At 71.6% G+C, this 20,415-nt stretch carries 21 protein-coding genes; 5 read left to right on the plus strand and 16 right to left on the minus strand.

Annotated elements, in window-relative coordinates:
* Nucleotides 1-246 precede the first annotated feature (246 nt).
* The 4 genes from AB0411_RS36565 to AB0411_RS36580 form a co-directional block, all read right to left on the minus strand.
* Complete coding sequence (locus AB0411_RS36565; RefSeq protein WP_366421549.1) at nt 247-1,281, minus strand: NUDIX hydrolase; 1,035 nt, start codon at nt 1,279-1,281, stop codon at nt 247-249.
* A 351-nt stretch (nt 1,282-1,632) separates the two neighbouring features.
* The gene (locus AB0411_RS36570; RefSeq protein ID WP_366421550.1) at nt 1,633-2,526 is read right to left on the minus strand and encodes a carbohydrate ABC transporter permease; all 894 of its coding nucleotides are present in this window, start codon (nt 2,524-2,526) and stop codon (nt 1,633-1,635) included.
* On the minus strand, nt 2,526-3,434 hold the full coding sequence (locus AB0411_RS36575) for a carbohydrate ABC transporter permease (protein ID WP_366421551.1): 909 nt from the start codon (nt 3,432-3,434) through the stop codon (nt 2,526-2,528). Before AB0411_RS36575 ends, AB0411_RS36570 begins: the two co-directional genes overlap by 1 nt.
* Before the next feature lie 41 nt (nt 3,435-3,475).
* On the minus strand, nt 3,476-4,732 hold the full coding sequence (locus AB0411_RS36580) for an ABC transporter substrate-binding protein (RefSeq protein ID WP_366421585.1): 1,257 nt from the start codon (nt 4,730-4,732) through the stop codon (nt 3,476-3,478).
* Between the two features lie 269 nt (nt 4,733-5,001).
* Between AB0411_RS36580 and AB0411_RS36585 the strand changes: the two genes are divergently transcribed.
* The gene (locus AB0411_RS36585) at nt 5,002-7,059 is read left to right on the plus strand and encodes an NPCBM/NEW2 domain-containing protein (RefSeq protein WP_366421552.1); all 2,058 of its coding nucleotides are present in this window, start codon (nt 5,002-5,004) and stop codon (nt 7,057-7,059) included.
* A gap of 174 nt (nt 7,060-7,233) precedes the next feature.
* Here AB0411_RS36585 and AB0411_RS36590 read toward each other — a convergent pair whose 3' ends face one another.
* A complete protein-coding gene (locus AB0411_RS36590; protein WP_366421553.1) occupies nt 7,234-8,190 on the minus strand; it encodes an ROK family protein in 957 nt (318 codons plus the stop codon).
* A 141-nt stretch (nt 8,191-8,331) separates the two neighbouring features.
* Between AB0411_RS36590 and AB0411_RS36595 the strand changes: the two genes are divergently transcribed.
* Complete coding sequence (locus AB0411_RS36595) at nt 8,332-9,372, plus strand: LacI family DNA-binding transcriptional regulator (protein WP_366421554.1); 1,041 nt, start codon at nt 8,332-8,334, stop codon at nt 9,370-9,372.
* Between the two features lie 150 nt (nt 9,373-9,522).
* Here AB0411_RS36595 and AB0411_RS36600 read toward each other — a convergent pair whose 3' ends face one another.
* Together AB0411_RS36600 and AB0411_RS36605 are read right to left on the minus strand one after the other, a co-directional pair.
* Nucleotides 9,523-9,753 (minus strand): hypothetical protein, encoded by a 231-nt coding sequence (locus AB0411_RS36600; protein ID WP_366421555.1) that lies wholly within the window; start codon nt 9,751-9,753, stop codon nt 9,523-9,525.
* Nucleotides 9,750-10,070, minus strand: a complete 321-nt coding sequence (locus tag AB0411_RS36605) for a hypothetical protein (RefSeq protein ID WP_366421556.1) — start codon at nt 10,068-10,070, stop codon at nt 9,750-9,752. Before AB0411_RS36605 ends, AB0411_RS36600 begins: the two co-directional genes overlap by 4 nt.
* 72 nt (nt 10,071-10,142) lie before the next feature.
* Between AB0411_RS36605 and AB0411_RS36610 the strand changes: the two genes are divergently transcribed.
* Nucleotides 10,143-10,769: a TetR/AcrR family transcriptional regulator gene (locus AB0411_RS36610; protein ID WP_366421557.1), complete on the plus strand. Its 627-nt coding sequence runs from the start codon at nt 10,143-10,145 to the stop codon at nt 10,767-10,769.
* 72 nt (nt 10,770-10,841) lie between these two features.
* On the opposite strand, the gene AB0411_RS36615 is transcribed toward AB0411_RS36610, so the two are convergent.
* Complete coding sequence (locus AB0411_RS36615; RefSeq protein ID WP_366421558.1) at nt 10,842-12,125, minus strand: DUF6986 family protein; 1,284 nt, start codon at nt 12,123-12,125, stop codon at nt 10,842-10,844.
* A 194-nt stretch (nt 12,126-12,319) separates the two neighbouring features.
* Here AB0411_RS36615 and AB0411_RS36620 point away from each other — a divergent pair, with 194 nt between their 5' ends.
* Nucleotides 12,320-12,838, plus strand: coding sequence for a DinB family protein (locus AB0411_RS36620; protein WP_366421559.1), 519 nt, complete (start codon nt 12,320-12,322; stop codon nt 12,836-12,838).
* 105 nt (nt 12,839-12,943) lie between these two features.
* Here AB0411_RS36620 and AB0411_RS36625 read toward each other — a convergent pair whose 3' ends face one another.
* The 4 genes from AB0411_RS36625 to AB0411_RS36640 all read right to left on the minus strand — a co-directional run bounded on the left by AB0411_RS36625 (nt 12,944) and on the right by AB0411_RS36640 (nt 16,015).
* Nucleotides 12,944-13,906 (minus strand): electron transfer flavoprotein subunit alpha/FixB family protein, encoded by a 963-nt coding sequence (locus AB0411_RS36625; protein WP_086716698.1) that lies wholly within the window; start codon nt 13,904-13,906, stop codon nt 12,944-12,946.
* 49 nt (nt 13,907-13,955) lie between these two features.
* Entirely contained in the window at nt 13,956-14,741 is a 786-nt protein-coding gene (locus tag AB0411_RS36630) for an electron transfer flavoprotein subunit beta/FixA family protein (protein ID WP_086716699.1), read from the minus strand.
* Between the two features lie 212 nt (nt 14,742-14,953).
* On the minus strand, nt 14,954-15,460 hold the full coding sequence (locus AB0411_RS36635) for a flavin reductase family protein (protein ID WP_366421560.1): 507 nt from the start codon (nt 15,458-15,460) through the stop codon (nt 14,954-14,956).
* A gap of 222 nt (nt 15,461-15,682) precedes the next feature.
* Nucleotides 15,683-16,015 (minus strand): TlpA family protein disulfide reductase, encoded by a 333-nt coding sequence (locus AB0411_RS36640; protein ID WP_366421561.1) that lies wholly within the window; start codon nt 16,013-16,015, stop codon nt 15,683-15,685.
* A 323-nt stretch (nt 16,016-16,338) separates the two neighbouring features.
* Here AB0411_RS36640 and AB0411_RS36645 point away from each other — a divergent pair, with 323 nt between their 5' ends.
* Nucleotides 16,339-17,052 (plus strand): lysophospholipid acyltransferase family protein, encoded by a 714-nt coding sequence (locus AB0411_RS36645; RefSeq protein WP_086716701.1) that lies wholly within the window; start codon nt 16,339-16,341, stop codon nt 17,050-17,052.
* A gap of 72 nt (nt 17,053-17,124) precedes the next feature.
* Here the strand turns inward: AB0411_RS36645 and AB0411_RS36650 are convergent, their stop codons facing one another.
* The 4 genes from AB0411_RS36650 to AB0411_RS36665 form a co-directional block, all read right to left on the minus strand.
* Nucleotides 17,125-17,850, minus strand: coding sequence for a B3/B4 domain-containing protein (locus AB0411_RS36650; RefSeq protein WP_366421562.1), 726 nt, complete (start codon nt 17,848-17,850; stop codon nt 17,125-17,127).
* A gap of 12 nt (nt 17,851-17,862) precedes the next feature.
* On the minus strand, nt 17,863-18,441 hold the full coding sequence (locus AB0411_RS36655; protein WP_366421563.1) for a transglutaminase-like domain-containing protein: 579 nt from the start codon (nt 18,439-18,441) through the stop codon (nt 17,863-17,865).
* 89 nt (nt 18,442-18,530) lie between these two features.
* Entirely contained in the window at nt 18,531-19,619 is a 1,089-nt protein-coding gene (locus tag AB0411_RS36660; RefSeq protein ID WP_366421564.1) for a threonine aldolase family protein, read from the minus strand.
* Nucleotides 19,598-20,359, minus strand: a complete 762-nt coding sequence (locus tag AB0411_RS36665) for an SDR family NAD(P)-dependent oxidoreductase (RefSeq protein ID WP_366421586.1) — start codon at nt 20,357-20,359, stop codon at nt 19,598-19,600. The genes AB0411_RS36660 and AB0411_RS36665 overlap by 22 nt, the downstream gene beginning before the upstream one ends.
* Nucleotides 20,360-20,415 lie beyond the last annotated feature (56 nt).

Raw genomic sequence — 20,415 nt, forward strand, 5'->3', positions numbered from 1 at the left:
GGGGTGGGTGTCCGGACGTAAAGCGAAGCAGTCCGGACACCCACCCGCGCAGGCCCGTCACCGCACCCGACAGCCCGCGCAGCGGCACCGCCCGCCGCCAGGCGCCACGGCGAGACAGCCAAAAACGAGCGGAGGCCAGGCGCAGCGGCCCCGCCCGCCGCCAGGCGAAACGGCGAGACAGCCAAAAACGTGGGCGGCAAGCAAAGCGCAGCGGACCCTCACGGCGGAAAAGACAAAAACGTACGGCTACCCCACGGGAACCCCCGCCTCCAGGTGAAGCGGACAGCCCCGCTCACGCGCCCGCAGCGCCCAGCGGAGGCGGTTCCACCGGACGGGCGGCAGCATCTTCTCCGCCTCGGACTCCGTGACGAAGCGCCAGTCGCGGAGTTCGGCGCCGGGGAGGAGGAGTTTGCTGATGCGGTCGTCGGTCAGGGTGCCCCCGTCGTAGAGGAGGCGCAGGCCGCCGAAGCCGGGTGGTTTGGGAGCTTCCCAGTCGAGGACCAGCAGGCGGGGCGCGCGGGGCAGTTCGATGCCGAGTTCCTCGGCGACTTCGCGGACGCCGGCGTGGGCGGGGGCCTCGCCGCGTTCGACGATGCCGCCGGGGAATTCCCAGCCGGCCTTGTAGGTCGGGTCGACGAGCAGTACCCGGTCCTGGTCGTCGAAGAGCAGGACGCCGGCCGCGAGCGTCTCGGCGGTCGGTTCGGGGGTCTGCACGATGTCGCAGGCGCCGGCGCCGGTACGGACGGCCTCGGCGACGCGTTCGGCGGTCTGGCGGGGCGTGAGCCGGGTGGTGTCGACGACATGGGCGTCGCCCCGGAGCCAGGGCAGGGCGTCGGCGTACGGGCCCAGGTGCTCCAGGCTCCACCGGCGCGTGGGCGCGGTGGCCCCGGCGTCTCCTGAGGGGTCCTGGCGCTCCGCTATTCGCGCTCGCAGGATCGTTTCCTCCGCGTGCAGCAGGACATGCCGTACGGGAATCCGGCGGGCGGCGAGGGCGCCGAAGATCTCGTCGCGGTACTCCTGGCGCAGCAGCGTCATCGGGGTGACCAGCGGTCCCGGCACCTCGGTGAGCAGGGCCGCGGCGGTGTCCACGACCATCCGCCGCCAGGACGGCAGGTCCTGGTAGTCGTCGATCTCCTCGAACCGCTTGGCCGGCAGCATCGACCGCAGTCCGCTGCCGAGGAGTTCGGGGTCGTAGAGCGTGCTTCCGGGAAGCAGGTCGAGCAATTCATGAGCCGTAGTGGTCTTGCCCGCACCGAACGTGCCGTTCAGCCAGACGATCACGGTTTCCCCTCTTCCCTAGACCCAGGTGAGTTGCCCGCCACACCCTGCCACGGAAACGCTCGGGGTCACGGGCCGCGCGCACGACCGGGAACGTTGCGCATTCGACCATCGGCGCGGCCAGGGAGGTTTCCCACACCCGGGGACGCGCCGGTCGCGAAATGCCTCGCGCGGTGGATGCCGGTCACTCTGTCCACCGCCGCGACGCCCCCGGCAAACAAGCGCTCCCCCGCCCCTCCTGTACCGAAACCCTCATACGCATACCGAGTTCCCGGGCCGCCGCGGCCCGGGAGACTCCGCATATGACGGCGGCCCATCGTGCCGTCGCCCTCTTGTTCCGCGCGGCCGGTTGGGCTACCCCTTGCTCGCGCCGAGGGTCAGTCCGGCGATGAAATGCCGCTGGAGGAGCAGGAAGACCACAATCGTGGGCAGCGCGACGAGCACGGAGCCCGCGGCGAGAAGGTTGTAGTCGGTGAAGAACTGCCCGCGCAGATTGTTGAGGGCCGAGGTGACGGGGAGTTTGTCGCCGTCGGAGAGGAAGACCAGGCCCCACAGGAAATCGTTGTACATCCAGGTGAATTGCAGGGTGCCCAGGGCGGCGAGCGCGGGCCGGCACAGCGGAAGGGTGACCCGCCGGTACTGCGCCCAGACGCCGGCTCCGTCGACGATCGCGGCCTCCAGGATTTCCCGCGGCAGGGTACGCATGAAATTGGCCAGGACGAAGACGCAGAAACCGAGTTGGAAGGCGGTCTGCACGGCGATGACGGCCCAGTAGGAGTCGTACATCGTGAGCGAGTCGGACATCCAGTACGGCAGCGGGACCTTGTTGAACAGGACGTAGAGCGGGGTGACGATCACCTGCTGGGGCAGCAGGTTTCCCGCGGTGAACACCATCAGCCAGACGAGGCCGCCGCGGATCCGCAGCCGGGAAACCGCGAAGGCCACGAACGAGGCCAGGAAAAGGGTGAGCAGGACTCCGGGAACCGCGATGAGCAGCGAGTTGAGAAAGTACCGGCTCATTCCGGAGTCGGCGAAGGCCTGCCGGTAGTAGTCGAAGGAGAGGTGGCGCGGGAGGGAGAAATAGCCGTGTGCCGCGGTCTCTTCGTAGGGGCGCAGCGAGGCGTAGACCGCCAGCAGCAGCGGGGCGAGGAAGGCGAGCGAGACCGCGGAGAGGAAGAGGTGGACGCCGAACCGGCCGCGGCGGCGGGGCGCGCGGACGGGCGGGGCGGTGGCGGCGGGTGCGGTCATCACCGTTCCTCCCCGCGGAGTTCCTGGACGAGATAGGTCACGATGAATCCCAGCGAGACCAGCAGCAGGACGACGGCGATGGCCGAGCCGAAGCCGATCCGGCCGGCCTCCCCGATGATGTTGTCGGTGACCAGCACGGACAGCAGCTCCAGACCGTTGCGGCCCTTGTTGACGGCGTAGACGATGTCGAAGGCGCGCAGCGATTCGATGACGGTGATGACGCCGACGATGACGTTCACCGGGCGCAGGGTGGGCAGCACGACCCGGAAGAAGGCCTGCCGTTCACTGGCACCGTCGAGGGCGGCGGCCTCTTTCAGGCCGGGGTCGACGGATTTCAGTCCGGCGAGATAAAGGATCATGACATAGCCGGTGTGCCGCCAGCAGGCGGCCAGCAGCACCATCCAGATGTTGAGTCCGGGATCTCCCAGCCAGTCGGTGGGGTTTCTGCCGCCGACGACGGCGTTCAGTGCGCCCTGGTCCCGGGAGAGGATCAGCTGGGCGATGAAGCCGACGACGGCGAGCGAGAGCACCACCGGCATGTAGAGCACCGACTGGTAGAAGCGGCTGAAGCGGACACCGCGGTCGACGAGCACGGCCAGCAGCAGGCCGAAGGGGGCGGCGAGCAGCCCGAGGAAGAGCAGCCACAGCAGGTTGTGGCGGACCGCCGGCCAGAACTGGGGGTAGGTGGTGAAGAGGGCGTCGTAGTTCTTCAGGCCCGCCCACCGGATGTCGCCGATGCCGTCCCAGGTGGTGAAGGACAGCCCGACGGAGGCCAGTGTCGGGCCCCAGATCAGGGCGAGGTCGAGCAGGATGGGTATGCCCAGCAGCGCGCCGAGGACGACGAGGTCACGGCGGGTGTGGCGCCGTGGCCCCGGTCTTCGGGCGCGCCGTGCGCGGGGATTCGGCACGGCGGTTCGCTCCCGTCTTTCACAGCGGCCTTCCGGCACCGTCATTCGGCGGAGAAGATCTGCTTCTTCTGGCGTTCGATGTCGTTGACCAGGCCGTCGATGTCATCCGGGCTGCTGAGGAACTGCTGGATCGCCTGGATCATCACGGTCGAGGCGAAATCGGGGCGGGTGTCGCGGTCCATGAACTGCGATATCTGCCGGGCTTCCGACACGAGTTGGACGGCCTTCTTCTGCAGCGGGGTGTAGGCGGCGGTGTCCGCGCCGCTGTGGACCGCGACATTGCTGGGGTCGGACGCGAGATAGATGTCCTCCGCCCTCGGCGTGGCGAGGAAGCGCAGCAGGTCCTTGGCCCCCGCCTTGTCCTTGGCCTTCTTCGACATCAGAAATCCGTCGATCGGGGCCTCGACCGCGTCCTGCCCGTAAGCCGGGTCGATTTCCGGGAAGGGGAAGAAGTCCAGGTCCTGCCGGTCGGCGGCACTGAACTGCTGGCCGGGATGGGGCAGTCCGAGCACGGTCATCCCGGCTTTCTTCTGCGCGAGGGTCTGTGCGGCCTCCTGCCAGGTGCGGCCGTTGGCGCCCTTTTGGTGATAGGGCAGCAGCCCGCGCCACAGGTCGAAGACCTGCTTGACCTGCGGACTGTTCCAGGCGCGCTGGCCGCGCATCAGCGCGATGTGGAAGTCGTAGCCGTTGGCGCGCATATTGAGGTAGTCGAAGGTGCCCATCGCCGGCCAGCCGTCCTTGTCGCCGAAGGCGAACGGCACCAGCCCGTCCTTCTGCATCTGCCGGGCGAGTGCGCGGTACTGGTCGAAGGTCCTGGGAATCTCGTACCCCTTCTCCCGGAACACGCTCTTCCGGTGGAAGACGGCCCACGGATAGTAGTAGTACGGCACCAGGTACTGCTTGCCGTCCAGCCCCGTCGACTGCTTCTTCAGCGCCTCGGAGAACCCGCCGAAGTCCCGCCACAGATCGCTGATGTCGGAGAGGAGGCCCTTCTGCGCGAAGTACTGCATACGGTTTCCGGCGAACCACATGAAGACATCGTCCGGGGTGCCCTGGAGATAGCGGTTGATGTTCTCCTGGAAGTTCTCGTGATTGACGGTGTTGACCCGCACCGTCTTCTTCGACTTCTTCTCATAGGCCTTGAAGGCCGCGGCGAAGGCCTTCTTCGGGACGGCGTCCGAGGCATTCGACCCCACGGTGACGCCCTCCGGGCCGCTGCCGCAGGCGGCGAGCAGCGACGGAAGGGCCACGGCCCCCGCGCCCAGCGCCGCGCTCCGCAGCAGCGCCCGGCGGGACATCCGACGTCCCACCGCTTCCCCGTACGTATCCGAACCGCTGAACGTTGACTGGACCATGTCCCCCTCCTCAGGGGTGGAACCAAACAGAAACGAACGCGAGTGGTGGGATCTCACTCCGAACGCCCGACCCAGTCAAGGGGTTTGGCCGGCGCACCAGGAACCGATACCGCTCCTCTTCCAACAGACTCCAACAAGCCCTACCGTAAACACTCGCACGCGACCGGTACATGACCCCACAACACCTCTCGCGAAGACGGAGGACGCGAACCATGCGCGTTCATATCCGCACCACCCACCGGCGAGGCCACCGAAGAATCGTCGGAGCGCTGTCCGCCGCGCTGCTGTGCACGGCAGGGGTGACCGCCCTGCCCGCCGCGGCCCGTACACCCGACTCCCCGGGCGCCGGCCCCGACCGCACCGCGCCCGCTCCCCGGCTCCCCGGCGGGCTGGCCGCGACGCCCCCGATGGGCTTCAACAACTGGAACTCCACCAACTGCCGGGCCGAGTTCGACGAAGCGATGGTCAAGGGCATCGCCGATATCTTCGTCGCCAAGGGCCTCAAGGACGCCGGCTATCAGTACGTCAATCTCGACGACTGCTGGGCGCTGCCCACCCGCGACGGGAACGGCAAGCTCGTACCGGATCCCCAGCGCTTCCCCCACGGCATCAAGGCGGTGGCCGATTACGTCCACTCCAAGGGTCTGAAATTCGGCATCTACACGAGCGCCGGAATCAAAACCTGCAATACGGCCGGATTCCCCGGCGGCCTGGGCCATGAGAAGTCCGACGCCCAGCAGTTCGCCGACTGGGGCGTGGACTACCTCAAGTACGACAACTGCAATAACCTCGGCGTGGACGCCAAGCAGCGGTACCGCACGATGCGGGACGCACTCAAGGCCACCGGGCGGCCCATCGTCTACAGCATCTGCGAATGGGGCGAGAACAAGCCCTGGGAGTGGGCGTCGGACGTAGGGCACCTGTGGCGCACGACCGGGGACATCAGTGACTCGTGGTCGAGCATGCTCGACATCGCCAAGCAGAATCTGCCGCTGGCCCCGCACGCCGGCCCCGGCCACTGGAACGACCCGGACATGCTGGAGGTCGGCAACGGTGGCATGACCGACACCGAGTACCGCAGCCACTTCTCCCTGTGGTCGATGATGGCCGCCCCGCTGCTGATCGGCTCCGACCTGCGCAAGGCCGGCCCGGAGACGTTCGAGATCCTGGCCAACAAGGACCTCATCGCCATCGACCAGGACCGCCTGGGCAAGCAGGCCACGGTGTTGAGGTCCGAGTCCGGTCGCTGGACGCTGGTGCGGCAACTGGCCGACGGCGACCGGGCGGTGGCGTTGTTCAACGAGACCGGGCGGCCGCAGCGGATCACCACCACCGCCCGGGAACTGGGCCTCCCGCAGGCCGACGGCTACCGGCTGCGCGATCTGTGGCGGCACCAGGACACCCACACCACGGGCACCGTCTCGGCGACCGTCCCGGCGCACGGCACCACCGTCTACCGGGTCTCCGCCGACAAGCGCTGGGCCGGCTACCCACCGGCCGTGGAGACCGGCACCGACCGTACGCCGCTGACCGAGGCCGGCACCCCCGCCGCCCTCCGCTCCACCGTCCGCAACCTCGGCGGCACCCCCGCACGGAACCTCACCGTCACCCTGAAGGCCCCGCAGGGCTGGCGGGTCCGGGCCACCTCCCCGTCGACGGCCCGCGCACTGCCCGGCGGCCGGACGCTCGGCACCGGCTGGCAGATCACCGCCCCGGCCGGCACCGCGCCGGGCACCTACGAGCTGCCGCTCACCGCCGACTACCGCTCGCCCCGCGGCGCACGGATCACCGACACGCTGCCCGGCACCGCCCATGTCGTGGTGCCACCGCCGTCCGGGACCACGGACGCCGCCGCGCTCCCCTGGCTCACCGCCGCCAACGGCTGGGGCCCGGTCGAGAAGAACACCAGCGTCGGGGAGCGCGATGCCGGGGACGGCAGGCCGCTCAGCATCGGCGGCACCGGCTTCGCCAAGGGCCTCGGGGTGCACGCCCCCAGCGAGGTGGAGTTCTACACCGGCGGGCGGTGCTCCGCCTTCACGGCGCAGGTCGGCATCGACGACGAGGCCGGTGACCGGGGATCGGTGGGCTTCGAGGTGTGGGCCGACGGCAAGAAGGCCGCCGCGAGCCCCGCGGTGACCGGCGCGGACACCGCCAGGACCGTCAGCGCCCCGCTCGCCGGCGCCCGGTCCGTCCGGCTCGTCGTGACCGACGGCGGGGACGGCATCGACTACGACCACGCCGACTGGGCGGACGCGAAGTTCACCTGCTGAGCCCCAACCGGGGCCAGTAGCGCGGGAGTTGACGACTCCGGGCGGGCGCTCGGCCCGCCCGGATCACCCGGCGCCCGGGAGGAGGGCGTCAGCAGGCGGCGGGCCGGGGCCCCGCGCCGGATGCGCCACGGCATCGGGCCCGGCCGTGACCTCGGGCCAAGCCCCCCGGAAGCGTCAGGGTGCGGGAACGAAGGCATCGGGGCGAGGGCGTTGCCCGGCGGCAGCGGCGGCGCCCACCACCCCGGCGTCCGTTCCCATTTGGGCCGGGACGACCGTCAGGCCCCGCACGAACGACAGCGTCGCGTAGTCCCGCAGGGCAGCCCGCAAGGGGGCGAAGAGGACCTCGCCCGCGCCCGCCACTCCCCCGCCGATCACCGCTATGTCGATCTCCACGAGCGTGGCGGTGGCGGCGATGCCGGCGGCCAGCGCGCGGGCGGCCCGTTCGAAGGAGCGGACGGCGACCGGGTCACCGGCGTGCGCGGCGGCGGCGACGGCGGCCGCGCTGGTGTCGCCGTCGGGGCCGGGCTGCCAGCCGTTGGCCAGCGCCCGGCGGGCGATGTTGGGTCCGCTGGCGATCCGCTCGACGCAGCCGCGGGACCCGCACGGGCAGGGGTCGCCGTCGACCTCGACGCTGATGTGCCCGATGTGCCCGGCGTTCCCCGTGGGGCCCGCGTGGAGCTGCCCGTTGAGGACGAGCCCGCCGCCGACGCCCGTGGAGACCACCATGCACAGCGCGTTGGCGTGGCCGCGGGCGGCTCCCTGCCAGTGTTCGGCCGCGGTCATCGCGACACCGTCGCCGACCAGCACGACCGGGCGCTCCCCGACGAGCGCCCGCACCCCGGCGACGAGCGGGAAGTCGCGCCAGCCGGGGATGTTGACGGGGCTGACGGTGCCGGAGGAGGCGTCGACCGGGCCCGCGCTGCCGATGCCGACGGCCGTCACCCGTGCCCAGTCGGGACCCGCGGCCAGCTCCGCGACCACCTCGGCCACCGCACGCATCACCGTCGCCCCGTCCTTGTCGGCGGGGGTGGGCCGGGCGGCCCGTTCGACCAGTCTGCCGCGGGCGTCCACCAGAGCACCGGCGATCTTGGTGCCGCCAATGTCCAACGCTGCGCTGAGGTCGGTCTGCATCGGTGTGGAATCTCCTGGTGGGCCCGGGGGCCGAGCGTACCGGCCCGGCGTGAGAACGCCAGTCTTCCCCCCATTGACAACGTTGTCTAGAGGCTATGCTCGACGCCACAGCCGACGCCGACAGAATCAGGACCGCACACCGTGACCGACACCGCGCGGGGCACCTCCCGCCGCTATGGCACCCGGCCCACGATGAAGGATGTCGCGGCGCGCGCCGGGGTCGGCCTCAAAACGGTCTCCCGCGTGGTCAACGGCGAACCGGGCGTCACACCGGACACCGAACGACGCGTACAGGAATCCATCACCGCCCTGGGGTTCCGCCGGAACGACTCGGCCCGGATCCTGCGCAAGGGGCGCACGGCCAGCATCGGCCTGGTCCTGGAGGACCTCGCCGACCCGTTCTACGGCCCGCTCAACCGCGCCGTCGAGGAGGTCGCCCGCGGCCACGGCGCGCTGCTGATCAACGGCTCCAGCGCCGAGGACCCGTCCCGCGAACAGGAGTTGGTGCTGGCGCTGTGCGCACGGCGGGTGGACGGGCTGGTCATCATCCCGGCCGCCGACGACCACCGCTATCTGGAGCCGGAGATCTCGGCCGGGATAGCGACCGTGTTCGTGGACCGCCCGCCCGGCCGGATCGACGCGGACGTCGTGGTCTCCGACAACTTCGGCGGGGCCCGGGACGCGGTGGCCCACCTCATCGCGCACGGCCACCGCCGGATCGGCTTCATCGGCGACCAGCCGCGGATCCACACCGCGCGCGAACGGCTGCGCGGCTACCGCACGGCAATGGCCGCCGCGGGCCTGCCCGTCGACGAGTCCTGGGTGTCGCTGGGCTCCACCGCGCCCGACCGGGTACGCGCCGCCGCCACCGGCATACTGGACGCCCCGGAGCCGGTCACCGCCCTCTTCGCGGGCAACAACCGGGTCACCGTCACCGCCGTGCGCGTCCTGCGCGAACGCCCGCGCCCCGTCGCACTGGTGGGCTTCGACGACTTCGAACTCGCCGATCTCGTCCGGCCCGCGATCACGGTCGTCGCCCAGGACCCGGCAGGCATGGGCCGGACGGCCGCCGGGCTGCTCTTCCGCCGCCTGGAGGGCATCGACGACCCGCCGCAGCGCCGCGAGATCCCCACCCGCCTGATCGCCCGCGGCTCGGGCGAGATCCCGCCTTCGGAGAGCTGAACTCCCGGACGGCCGCGGGCCGGACGCCGCGCGCCGCGCCATGGCGGGGCGGCTCCGGGACAGTTCCCGGGCCGGCCCGTTCCGCCCCCGGGCGATGGCGGGTCGGGGGGGCGACTCCGATACGCCCCCACGTCACCCCCCGGCGGCCGATCACCGCTCGTCGCGGTGCGGACCCCCGCCACGCCCCACCCGTTTCCAGATCAGCACCATCCCCAGCCCGAGCACGATCAGCGCGACGAGCACGATGACGCCCTTGAGCGCGGCGTCGGCCACCAGGTGAGCGAGGAGGTCGGCGCCTTCGTCACCCCTGCCGCCGCCCCCGCCCCGGGCGAGGGTGAGGGACGCCAGGCCGTCACCGGCCACCCCGCCGACGCCGGTCACCGGACCTCACCCGGTCCCGGCTCCCGCTGCCGCTGCCCGCGCCCGTCGTCGTCCAGCCGCCGGGCCGCCGCCCGCACCACCGCACCGGCCACCGACCCGCCGCCGCGGGACACCCCGCCCCGGCCCCGCGCGGCGCCCCGGTCGTCCAGATAACGGCTGACGGCATGCGCGGCGGGTGCCGCGTACCGCCGCGCGGCATCGAGCTTTCCCCGGCGCTTCAGGACCAGCGCCACGGCGAAGACCAGCAGGGCCAGCACCACCAGGCCGCCCACGATCAGGCCGAATCGGATGAGAAGAAGGTTCAGAACCCGCTCCACGGCCATCCCTCCATTCTTTGTATCACAGGTGTGATAGAAAACAATTTATCACAGCCGTGATACAAAGGGGCCATGCCCAAGCAGGTGGACCGAGAAGCCCGGCGCCGCGACGTCGTCGACGCCCTCTTCCGCGTCGTCGTACGCGACGGCATCCAACGCGCCTCGCTGCGCACCGTCGCCGACGAGGCGCAGCTCAACATCGGTTCGGTGCGGCACTACTTCGCCGGCCAGGAAGAGCTGATGCGCTTCGCGATGCGGTCGATGCTCGACCGGGTCGGCGCCCGGCTCCAGCGCCGCGTCGACGCGTTGGGCGATCTGAGCGGGCTGCCCGCGGCGCGGATCCGCGACTGCGCGGTGGAGCTGCTGTCCGAACTGCTGCCGCTGGACGACAGCCGGCGCGCCGAGGTCACCGTCCTCGTCGACTTCTCCACCGCCGCCCGGACCCACCCCGCCCTCGACGACCTCGCCCGGGAGACCGCCACCGGCACCCGGTCCCTCGTCCGCCGCATCCTCGCCCGTCTCGACACGGCGGGCGGCCTGCGACCGGGACTCGCCCTCGACACCGAGACCGAGCGGCTGACGTCCCTCCTGGACGGCCTGGCCTTCACCGCCGTCCTGCGGCCGGACGTGCTGGACGCGGCGACCTGCGCCACGGTCCTGCGCGCCCATGTCGACGACCTCGGAGGGGCCGCGGCCTGAACGCGGAAGGCCCCCGCCGTCCCGGCGGGGGCCTCGTGGTGGCTGCCGGACGGCGGGGGCGCCGTCGTGCCGTCAGGCGGTGGCCGCGGGGCGGCCCGCGAGGGCGTCCAGGTCGGCGCGGGTCAGCCCGGTCAGCCGGGCGACCTCGGCGGTGTCCACGGCGCCGCAGTCCAGGCCGCGCAGCAGGTAGCCGCTGAGCGCCTTGGCGGTGGCGGGCTCGTCCATGACGTCGCCGCCGGCCTTGGCGACGTACGCCGCGAGCCGGGCCGCGGCCTGCTCCAGGCCCTCGCGGTAGAAGGCGTAGACCGCCGCGTAACGGGTCGGCAGATGAGCCGGGTGCATGTCCCAGCCCTGGTAGTACGCACGGGCCAGCGAGCGGCGCACCAGGCCGTGGTGCAGGCGCCAGGCGGCGTGCACCTGCTCCGTCGGGCCGACCGGCAGGACGTTGGTGGAGCCGTCGGAGAGGCGGACGCCGGTACCGGCGGCGGCCACCTGCATCACGGCCTTGGCGTGGTCGGCCACCGGGTGGTCGAGGGACTGGTGGGCGGCGCTGACGCCGCAGGAGGCGCTGTAGTCGAAGGTGCCGTAGTGCAGGGAGGTGGCGCGGCCCTCGGCGGCCTCGATCATGCGGGCGACGGTGGCACGGCCGTCGGCGCCCAGGATCGACTGGGTGGTCTCGATCTGGATCTCGAAACCGATCCGGCCGGCCTCCAGGCCGTGCGCCTTCTCGAAGGCCTCCAGCAGCCGGACCATGGCGGTGACCTGCTCGGCGTAGGTCACCTTCGGGAGCGTCAGCACCAGGCCGTCGGGCAGGCCGCCGGCCGCCATGAGGCCGGTGAGGAAGATGTCGAGGGTGCGGATGCCGCGGTCGCGGACGGCGGCCTCCATGCACTTCATCCGGATGCCCATGTAGGGGGCGGCGGTGCCGTCCCGGTAGGCGGCGGCCACCAGGGCGGCGGCGCGGGCCGCGGCCTCGTCCTCCTCGGCGTCCGGGCGGGGGCCGTAGCCGTCCTCGAAGTCGATGCGCAGGTCCTCGACGGGCTCGCGGGTCAGCTTGGCCCGGACCCGGTCGTGGACGTCCGCGGCGAGCGCGTCGGGGATGCCGAGGACGGCGGCGAGCGCACCGGCGTCGGGGGCATGCGCGTCGAGGGCCGCGAGCGCCTGGTCGCCCCAGGAGCGCAGGGTGCCGGCGGTGAAGACGTCGCCGGGGACGTAGACCGTGTGGACCGGCTGGCGGGTGCCGGGGTCGCCCGGGTAGCGCCGCGCCAGGTCCGCGTCCACCTGGGCGAGAGCGGCTCCGATTCCCTCACGTACGGTGTCCGCGAGGCTCGTCGCCACGCTCTCCTGCTGCCCCATTCGATACCCTCCCGGTGCGCACGCCCGACGATCGAGCGTTTTCCGCTCAACGGAATCAACAATCCGTATAGCGAAGTTAACCGGCCGGTTTGCCAAGGTCAACACCCTCACCCGGCACGGCGCAGGTCACGGCGCACGGGCAGGCCCGGAAAACTCCGTGGCGGGTCCGCCGCGGTAGCGCCAGACTCGCCCCCATGACTTGGATCGCACCCTCCGTCGAACGCAGAGAACTCCCCACCGTGGCCGGTGAACGGGAGATGCTGCAGGGCTGGCTCGACTTCCACCGTGACACCCTGCTCGCCAAGTGCGCGGGCCTGACGCCCGACCAGCTCGTCGAGGCGAGCGCACCGCCGTCCGCCCTCACCCTGCTCGGCCTGGTGCGCCATATGGCCGACGTCGAACGCACCTGGTTCCGGGTGCGCTTCCTGGGGCAGCGGATCGGCGACCTGTACTTCACCGACGACGACCCGGACGCCGACTTCCACGGCGCCGACCCGGCCGGCGCCGAGCGCGATGTCGCCGCGTTCCGCGCCGAGATCGAGGCCTGCGACAAGGCGGTGGCGGACCGCGGGCTGGACGAGACCTTCTCCCCGCGCCCGGGGCGCACCCTCAACCTGCGCTGGATCTACGTCCACATGATCGAGGAGTACGCCCGGCACAACGGCCACGCGGACCTGCTGCGCGAACGGATCGACGGGGCCACGGGCAGCTGACGACACCGCACCGCTCGCGGGTGCCGCCACGGCACGAGGCCCCGTACGCACCGCGCGTACGGGGCCTCGTGCGAGGTCCGGAGCCGGGCTCCGGCGGGACGGTGGTCAGCCCTTGCGGGTCTTGACCTCGTCGGTGAGGGCCGGGACGACGTCGAAGAGGTCGCCGACCACGCCGTAGTCGACCAGCTCGAAGATCGGCGCCTCTTCGTCCTTGTTGATGGCGACGATCGTCTTCGAGGTCTGCATACCGGCACGGTGCTGGATCGCACCGGAGATGCCCGCCGCGATGTACAGCTGCGGCGAGACCGACTTGCCGGTCTGGCCGACCTGGTTGGTGTGCGGGTACCAGCCGGCGTCCACCGCGGCACGCGAGGCACCGACGGCCGCGCCGAGCGAGTCGGCGAGCGCCTCGATGACCGGGAAGTTCTCGGCGCCGTTGACGCCGCGGCCACCGGAGACCACGATCGCGGCCTCGGTCAGGTCCGGGCGGCCGGTCGACTCGCGCGGGGTGCGCGAGACGATCTTGGTGCCCTTGGAGGAGTCGGCGACGGTCACCGCGAGCTGCTCGACGGTGCCGGCGGCCGGGGCGGCCTCCGGGGCGGCCGAGTTGGGCTTGACGGTGATGACCGGGGTGCCCTTGGTGATGCGGGACTTGGTGGTGTACGAGGCCGCGAAGACGGACTGCGTGGCCACCGGGCCCTCGTCGCCGGCCTCGACGTCGACGGCGTCGGTGATGATGCCGGAGCCGATGCGCAGCGCGAGGCGGGCCGCGATCTCCTTGCCCTCGGCGGAGGACGGCAGCAGGACGGCGGCCGGGGAGACCGCGTCGTAGGCGGCCTGCAGCGCGTCGACCTTGGGGGCGACGAGGTACTCGGCGAACTCGGGCGCGTCGGCGGCCAGCACCTTCACGGCACCGTGCTCACCGAGGATCTTCGCGGCGTCCTCGGCGTTCGCACCGAGGTGCACGGCCACCGGCTCGCCGATGCGGCGGGCGAGGGTGAGCAGTTCGAGGGTGGGCTTGCGGACGGCGCCGTCCACGTGGTCGACGTAGACAAGGACTTCAGCCATGGGATTGCTCTCCTGCGGGAAGAATGAGGGCGGGGATAAGGACTGCGGCTCAGATGAACTTCTGGCCCGCGAGGAACTCGGCGAGCTGCTTGCCGCCCTCGCCCTCGTCCTTGACGATCGTGCCCGCGGTGCGGGCGGGGCGCTCGGCGGCGCCGTCGACCTTGGTCCAGGCGCCCTCGAGGCCGACCTCGTCCGCCTCGATCTCCAGGTCCTCCAGGTCCAGGGACTCCACCGGCTTCTTCTTGGCGGCCATGATGCCCTTGAAGGAGGGGTAACGCGCCTCACCCGACTGGTCGGTGACGGACACGACGGCCGGCAGCGCGGCCTCCAGCTGCTCGGTGGCGGTGTCGCCGTCGCGGCGGCCGGTGACCTTGCCGCCGTCGACGGACACCTCGGAGAGCTGGGTGACCTGAGGGACGTTCAGGCGCTCGGCGAGCAGCGCGGGCAGCACACCCATCGTGCCGTCGGTGGAGGCCATGCCGCAGACGACGAGGTCGTAGCCGGTCTTCTCGATGGCCTTGGCGAGCACGAGCGAGGTGCCGAGCGCGTCGGTGCCGTGCAGGTCGTCGTCCTCGACGTGGACGGCCTTGTCGGCGCCCATCGACAGCGCCTTGCGCAGCGCGTCGTTGGCGTCCTCGGGGCCGACCGTGAGAACCGTGATCTCCGCGTCGTCGGCGGCTTCCTTGATCTGCAGGGCCTGCTCGACGGCGTACTCGTCGAGCTCCGAGAGCAGACCGTCCACATCGTCACGGTCGACGGTCAGGTCCTCGGCGAAGTGCCGGTCGCCGGTGGCGTCGGGCACGTACTTCACACAGACAACGATCCTCAGGCTCACGCCGGCTCTCCTACCTGCTTCGTCTCTTCAGAACTGCCTTGTGCTGGCAGCATAGGCGCCTGTCGGGGCGGCTCCCGGTCGGATGCGGTTCCCCACGCCGACCGTCATATTACTCGCCAGTACATCGACTCTCGTGCCCCGAAGCAAGGCCGTCGAAATGTGACCTTGCCAACGGACCCGACCGGCGGACGAAGCAGCGGAACGGGAACCCGTCAGTCCCTCAGCGCGTTGAAGCGCCCCTGGTGGTACAGCAGTGGACGGCCGGGCCCCGCGGGGTCGCCGACGACGGGCTGGGCGAGCACGATCCGGTGGTCGCCGGCCGGCACCCGCGCCACGACCTTGCAGACCAGCCAGGCCAGCACGCCGTCCAGGAGGGGCACGCCCTCGGGGCCGGTGCGCCAGGAGGTGGCGGGGCCGAAGCGGTCGGCGCCGCTGCGCGCGAAGGTGGCGGCCAGCTCCTGCTGGTGCTCGCCGAGTATGTGCACGCCGATGTGCTCGGCCTCCGAGACGGCGGGCCAGCTGGAGGCGCCGGTGCCGATGCCGAACGAGAGCAGCGGCGGGTCGGCGGCGACGGAGGTGAGGGAGGTGGCGGTGAAGCCGGCGGGGCGGGCGCCGTGGGCGGTGATCACCGCGACGCCGGCGGCGTGCTGCCGGAAGACGGAGCGCAGCAGCTCCGGGGAGGCGGTGCGGGGCGTGCCGAGGCCGGTCGAGGCCGTCATGGAGTTGTCCTTCTGCTGGGGTGTACGAGCCCGGGCGGAGCCGCCGGCGGTCCGATGGCCGGCGGCAATGATGTCGTCGCGCTTCACGCGCCCGGACAGCGGGCGCTGGCAGTCCGCAGAAGGTCGACGTGGGCGCGTCCGTACAGAAGGGTTCCTGGCCGCATCACGTCAGAGTGACGAGGTGTGACCCACAGCGTCAAGGGGCGCCTGCCATCTGGGAGATCAATCACGGACGGCCGCGCCCAGCGCCGCGATGACATCCGCCTTCCTCGGCTGTCCGGCGGCGCGGCGCACGATCGCGCCGCCCGCGTCGAGCACCAGCACGGTCGGGGTGCGCTCCACCTCCAGCCGCCGTACGAGGTCCAAGTGGTCCTCCGCGTCGATCTCGACATGGGCCACCCCCGCAACCATCCCGGCGACCTCGGCGAGGGTGCGCCGGGTGGCCCGGCAGGGCTGGCAGAAGGCACTGGAGAACTGCAGCAGGGTGGCCCGCTCCCCCAGCTCCGCACCGATCTCGGCGGCACCCAGCCGCGCCCCGTCGTCCCGCTCCCGCACCGTCAGCGCCCCTTCGAAGTGGGTGCCACCGGTCCGGGAGCGCCCGCCGCCGCGAGCGCCGCGCGGGGCACCATGAGTCCGGTCATCGAGGGGTGCAGCGTTCCCGGGGCCGCAAAGATTCCCGGGGCCGGGAGGCGCCTTGTGCCCGGGCGGTCGACGGGTGGAGCGGGCCTGCACGTGACAAGAATCTCCCGGCCCCGGCGGCCCGCGCGCTGGTGGCCACGGCCGAGATCGGGCACGATCTCCCGAAAGCCGCAGCTACGGCTGCGTAGGTTTCCGCCGGGAGAACCCTCCCCAGGCGTGGAAAAGGGGTCCTCCGGACAATGGCAGAGCTCGTCTACCCGCCGGTGATCGGCGCCGCCCGCACGCTCTTCAAGGCGCTCGATCTGAAATTCGACATCGCCGGGACGGACCACGTTCCGCGCAGCGGCGGAGCGGTTCTGGTGAGCAATCACATCGGCTACCTGGACTTCGTCTTCGCGGGCCTGACGGCGCGTCCCGCCAAGCGGCTGGTGCGCTTCATGGCGAAGGAGTCGGTGTTCCGGCACAAGGTGTCCGGGCCGCTGATGCGCGCGATGAAGCACATCCCCGTGGACCGTGCGCAGGGCATGCACGCCTACAAGCACGCGCTGACCGCGCTGCGTTCGGGCGAGATCATCGGGGTCTTCCCCGAGGCGACGATCTCCGAGTCCTTCACCCTGAAGACCTTCAAGTCCGGTGCGGTGCGGCTGGCCCAGGAGGCCGGGGTGCCGCTGCTGCCGGTGGCGCTGTGGGGCACCCAGCGGCTGTGGACCAAGGGCCACAAGCGCGACCTGGGCCGGAACCACCTGCCGATAACGATCCGGGTGGGCGAGCCGATGGAGGCCGATCCGGCCGAGCAGGCCGAGAAGATCACCGACCGGCTGCGGGCCCGTGTGCAGGACCTGCTGGAGGCGGCGCAGCGCGCCTACCCCGCGCGCCCCAAGGGCCCCGAGGACACCTGGTGGCTGCCGGCCCACCTCGGCGGCACGGCACCCGCGGCGCCCGGTACCGCCTGACGGCGGACCCGCCGGCCTCAGCGCACCGCCGTCGTCGCGGCGGCGCCTGCGGCCGGCGGTCCGGCCGTCCGGTCACGGGGCCCAGATGTCACCGGTCTCGATACGGGCGTCCGGGCAGGCCTCCCGCAGCGCCCGGGTCAGCTCCGCGCCCGCGTCGGCCAGCTCGTCGAGCGTCATGGGAGCCATCCGCTCCAGCAGGAAGAGGGCGCTGACCGAGTCCTCGGTGAGGCGGGTGCGGACGCCCTGCCGCCAGTTCCAGCGCCGGCAGGTGACGCCCTCGTCGTCGCACCAGACGACCTCGCCCGCGTCGGGGTGTTCGACGGTCTCGGCGCCGCCGGCCGCGGTCACGAACGGCTCGTCGCCGGTGGCCCGCACCAGCCGCATCCCGCCCTGGATGCGGTCGAGGTCCTCACCGCCCACGGGGACGAGGTGGGCGACGCTGACGGCGTTGTAGATGTCCACGAGGCGGTTGATGCGCGGCAGCCCGCCGTCCGCGAGCGCCCGCCTGGCCAGTGCCTCGGCGGAGTTGCGGGTGCGCGAGGGCTTGCTGCCGAACGCGGTGTACGCGGCGCGCCAGGCGGCGACGTGCGGATCGTCCTGCGGGGCCCGTCCGTCCAGGCGCGCGGCGAGGCGGCGGGCGGCCTCGTCCAGGAGCGCCGCTCCGGTCTCGTCGCTGGGCCCGTTGGTGAGGCCGTGGGCTTCGACGGCGAGGTAGCCGAAGCCGGGCGCCAGGGCGCGTACCTCGTCGGAAACATGCAGGCGGCAGGTCGTGCCGGAGACGTGCGAAGAGCTGGGCATCGGGGCCGTTCCTCAGAGATCGATGGGGAGCGTCTGCCAGAGGTGAGACCGGTCGACGGCCTCCTGGAGGCATTGGAGCACGGCCGGATGTGGTTCAGCAAATAGCACCGGGTAGTCCACTTCGTTGCACTCGGGCCGCACGGGGAAGGCGAGCTGCTCCCGGTCCAGGCGGAACTGTGCGTCGACACCCGGCTTGTTGCCCCGCGGGTCCTGGCGCGCCCAGCGGTCCTCGCCCGGCAGCCGGACGGCGATCAGGCCGTGGACGGTGTCGAGCTTCTGGTAGCACAGCCCGGCGGGGATGCCCTCCGCACGCAGCAGCGCCACGAGCGCATGCGCCTTCGCGAAGCAGATGCCGGTGCGCTGCGCGAGCACGTCCGAGGCGCGCCAGGTGACGCGCGGGTCGTCGGCGTCCGCGCTGTGCGCAATGGCGTCTCGGACGAAGCGGAAGGCGGCCTCGGCGTATGCGTATGCATCCGGGGCTTCGGCGGCGAGGGCGGCCGCCGTGGCCCGGACGCGCGGATGGTCGTGGTCGATGACCTCGTCGGCCGCCAAGTAAGCAGAAATATCCGGGATGTTCTGGATCGGCTCCATACCCCGGGAACGTAGCGATGCGCCCGGCCGAGAGTCAATGACTTTTCGGTCGGACGCATAGCTATTCAGTTCGGAGTGGTGCCGGACGCCTAGCGGCCCAGCTCCTCGCGGAGCGCGGCGAGGAAGCCGTCGACGTCCTCCTCGGCGGTGTCGAACGCGCACATCCAGCGCACCACACCCGCCGACTCGTCCCAGAAGTAGAAGCGGTAGCGCTTCTGCATCCGCTCGGCGACATCGTGCGGAAGCCGGGCGAACACGCCGTTGGACTGCACGGGGTAGAGGATCTCCACCCCGCCGATCTCCCGCACCCCGGCCGCCAGCCGCTGCGCCATGGTGTTGGCGTGCCGGGCGTTGCGCAGCCACAGGTCCTTGGCGAGCAGTGCCTCCAACTGGACGGAGACGAAGCGCATCTTGGAGGCCAGCTGCATGGACAGCTTGCGCAGATGCTTCATCGCCCGCACCCGGTCGGGGTTGAGCACCACCACGGCCTCGCCGAAGACCGCACCGTTCTTGGTGCCGCCGAAGGAGAGGATGTCGACACCCACGGCGTTGGTGAAGGCCCGCATCGGGACGTCGAGCGTCGCCGCGGCGTTGGCGATCCGCGAGCCGTCGAGGTGCACCACCATGTTGCGCTCATGCGCGTGTTCGCAGATCGCCCGGATCTCGTCCGGCGTGTAGACCGTGCCGAGCTCCGTGCTCTGGGTGATCGAGACGACCTGCGGCATGGCCCGGTGCTCGTCGTCCCAGCCGTACGCCTCGCGGTCGATCAGCTCGGGGGTGAGCTTGCCGTCCTCGGTGGGCACGGTCAGCAGCTTGAGCCCGCCGATCCGCTCGGGCGCACCGCACTCGTCCACATGGATGTGCGCGGAATCCGCGGCGATCACCGCGCCCCAGCGGTCGGTCACGGCCTGCAGGGCGACGACATTGGCACCGGTGCCGTTGAACACCGGGAACGCCTCGGCGCGCTGCCCGAAGTGGCTGCGGAAGACGCGCTGGAGGTGTGCGGTGTAGTCGTCCTCGCCGTAGGCGACCTGGTGGCCGCCGTTGGCGAGGGCGAGCGCGGCCAGCACCTCGGGGTGCGCGCCCGCGTAGTTGTCGCTGGCGAAGCCGCGTATCTCGGGGTCGTGGTGCTGCCGTGCGTCGGTCTTCGCTCCGGTCACGGCTCGGGGGTCAGCCACAGACGCTGTCCATTCACTTCCTGGGCGGGCCGGCTCCAGACCCCGGCGATGGCCTCGGCCAGCTCCGTGACATCCGTGAAGCCCGCGAACTTGGCGTTCGGTCGCTCGGCGCGCATCTGGTCGTTGACGAGCGCCTTCACGATCAGGATCGCAGCCGCGGCGCGCGGTCCCTGCTCACCCCCCGACTTGCGGAAGCCGTCCGCCATGGCGAGCGTCCAGGCCTCGGCGGCCGCCTTGGAGGCGGCATAGGCGGCGTTGCCGCCCGTGGGCTTGCTGGCGCCGGCCGCGCTGGTGAGGAGGAAGCGGCCGTTGCCGCTGCGTTCGAGCGCTTCGTGGAAGGCGAGCGAGGTGTGCTGGACGGTGCGGATCAGCAGCTTGTGCAGCATGTCCCAGTCCGCGAGGTCGGTCTCCGCGAAGGTCGAGGAGCCGCGCCAGCCGCCGACGAGGTGCACCAGGCCGTCGATCCGGCCGAATTCCTTCTCCGTACGAGCCGCCCATTCGCGGGTCTGGTCGAGGTCGAGGAGGTCGACGGTGTCCCCTATCACCGTGGCGCCGCCGTGGGCGTAGCGGGCCGCGTCCACGGCCTCCGCCAGCCGCTCGGGGTGGGAGTCCGAGCCGACCACCACCGCACCCGCTTCGGCCAGCCGCAGCAGGGTCGCACGGCCGGCCGGTCCGGCCGCGCCCGCCACCGCGATGACCGCACCCTCCAGCGGCCCCTGGCCGCCCGTCGAAGTAACCATCTCCGTCGCCTCCTCGTCCTGCTCCTGGACGGCCTTCGGCCGGGTGTTCCGGTCGT

This window comes from Streptomyces angustmyceticus (genome assembly GCF_040701845.1).
GTDB classification, from domain to species: Bacteria; Actinomycetota; Actinomycetes; order Streptomycetales; family Streptomycetaceae; genus Streptomyces; species Streptomyces angustmyceticus_A.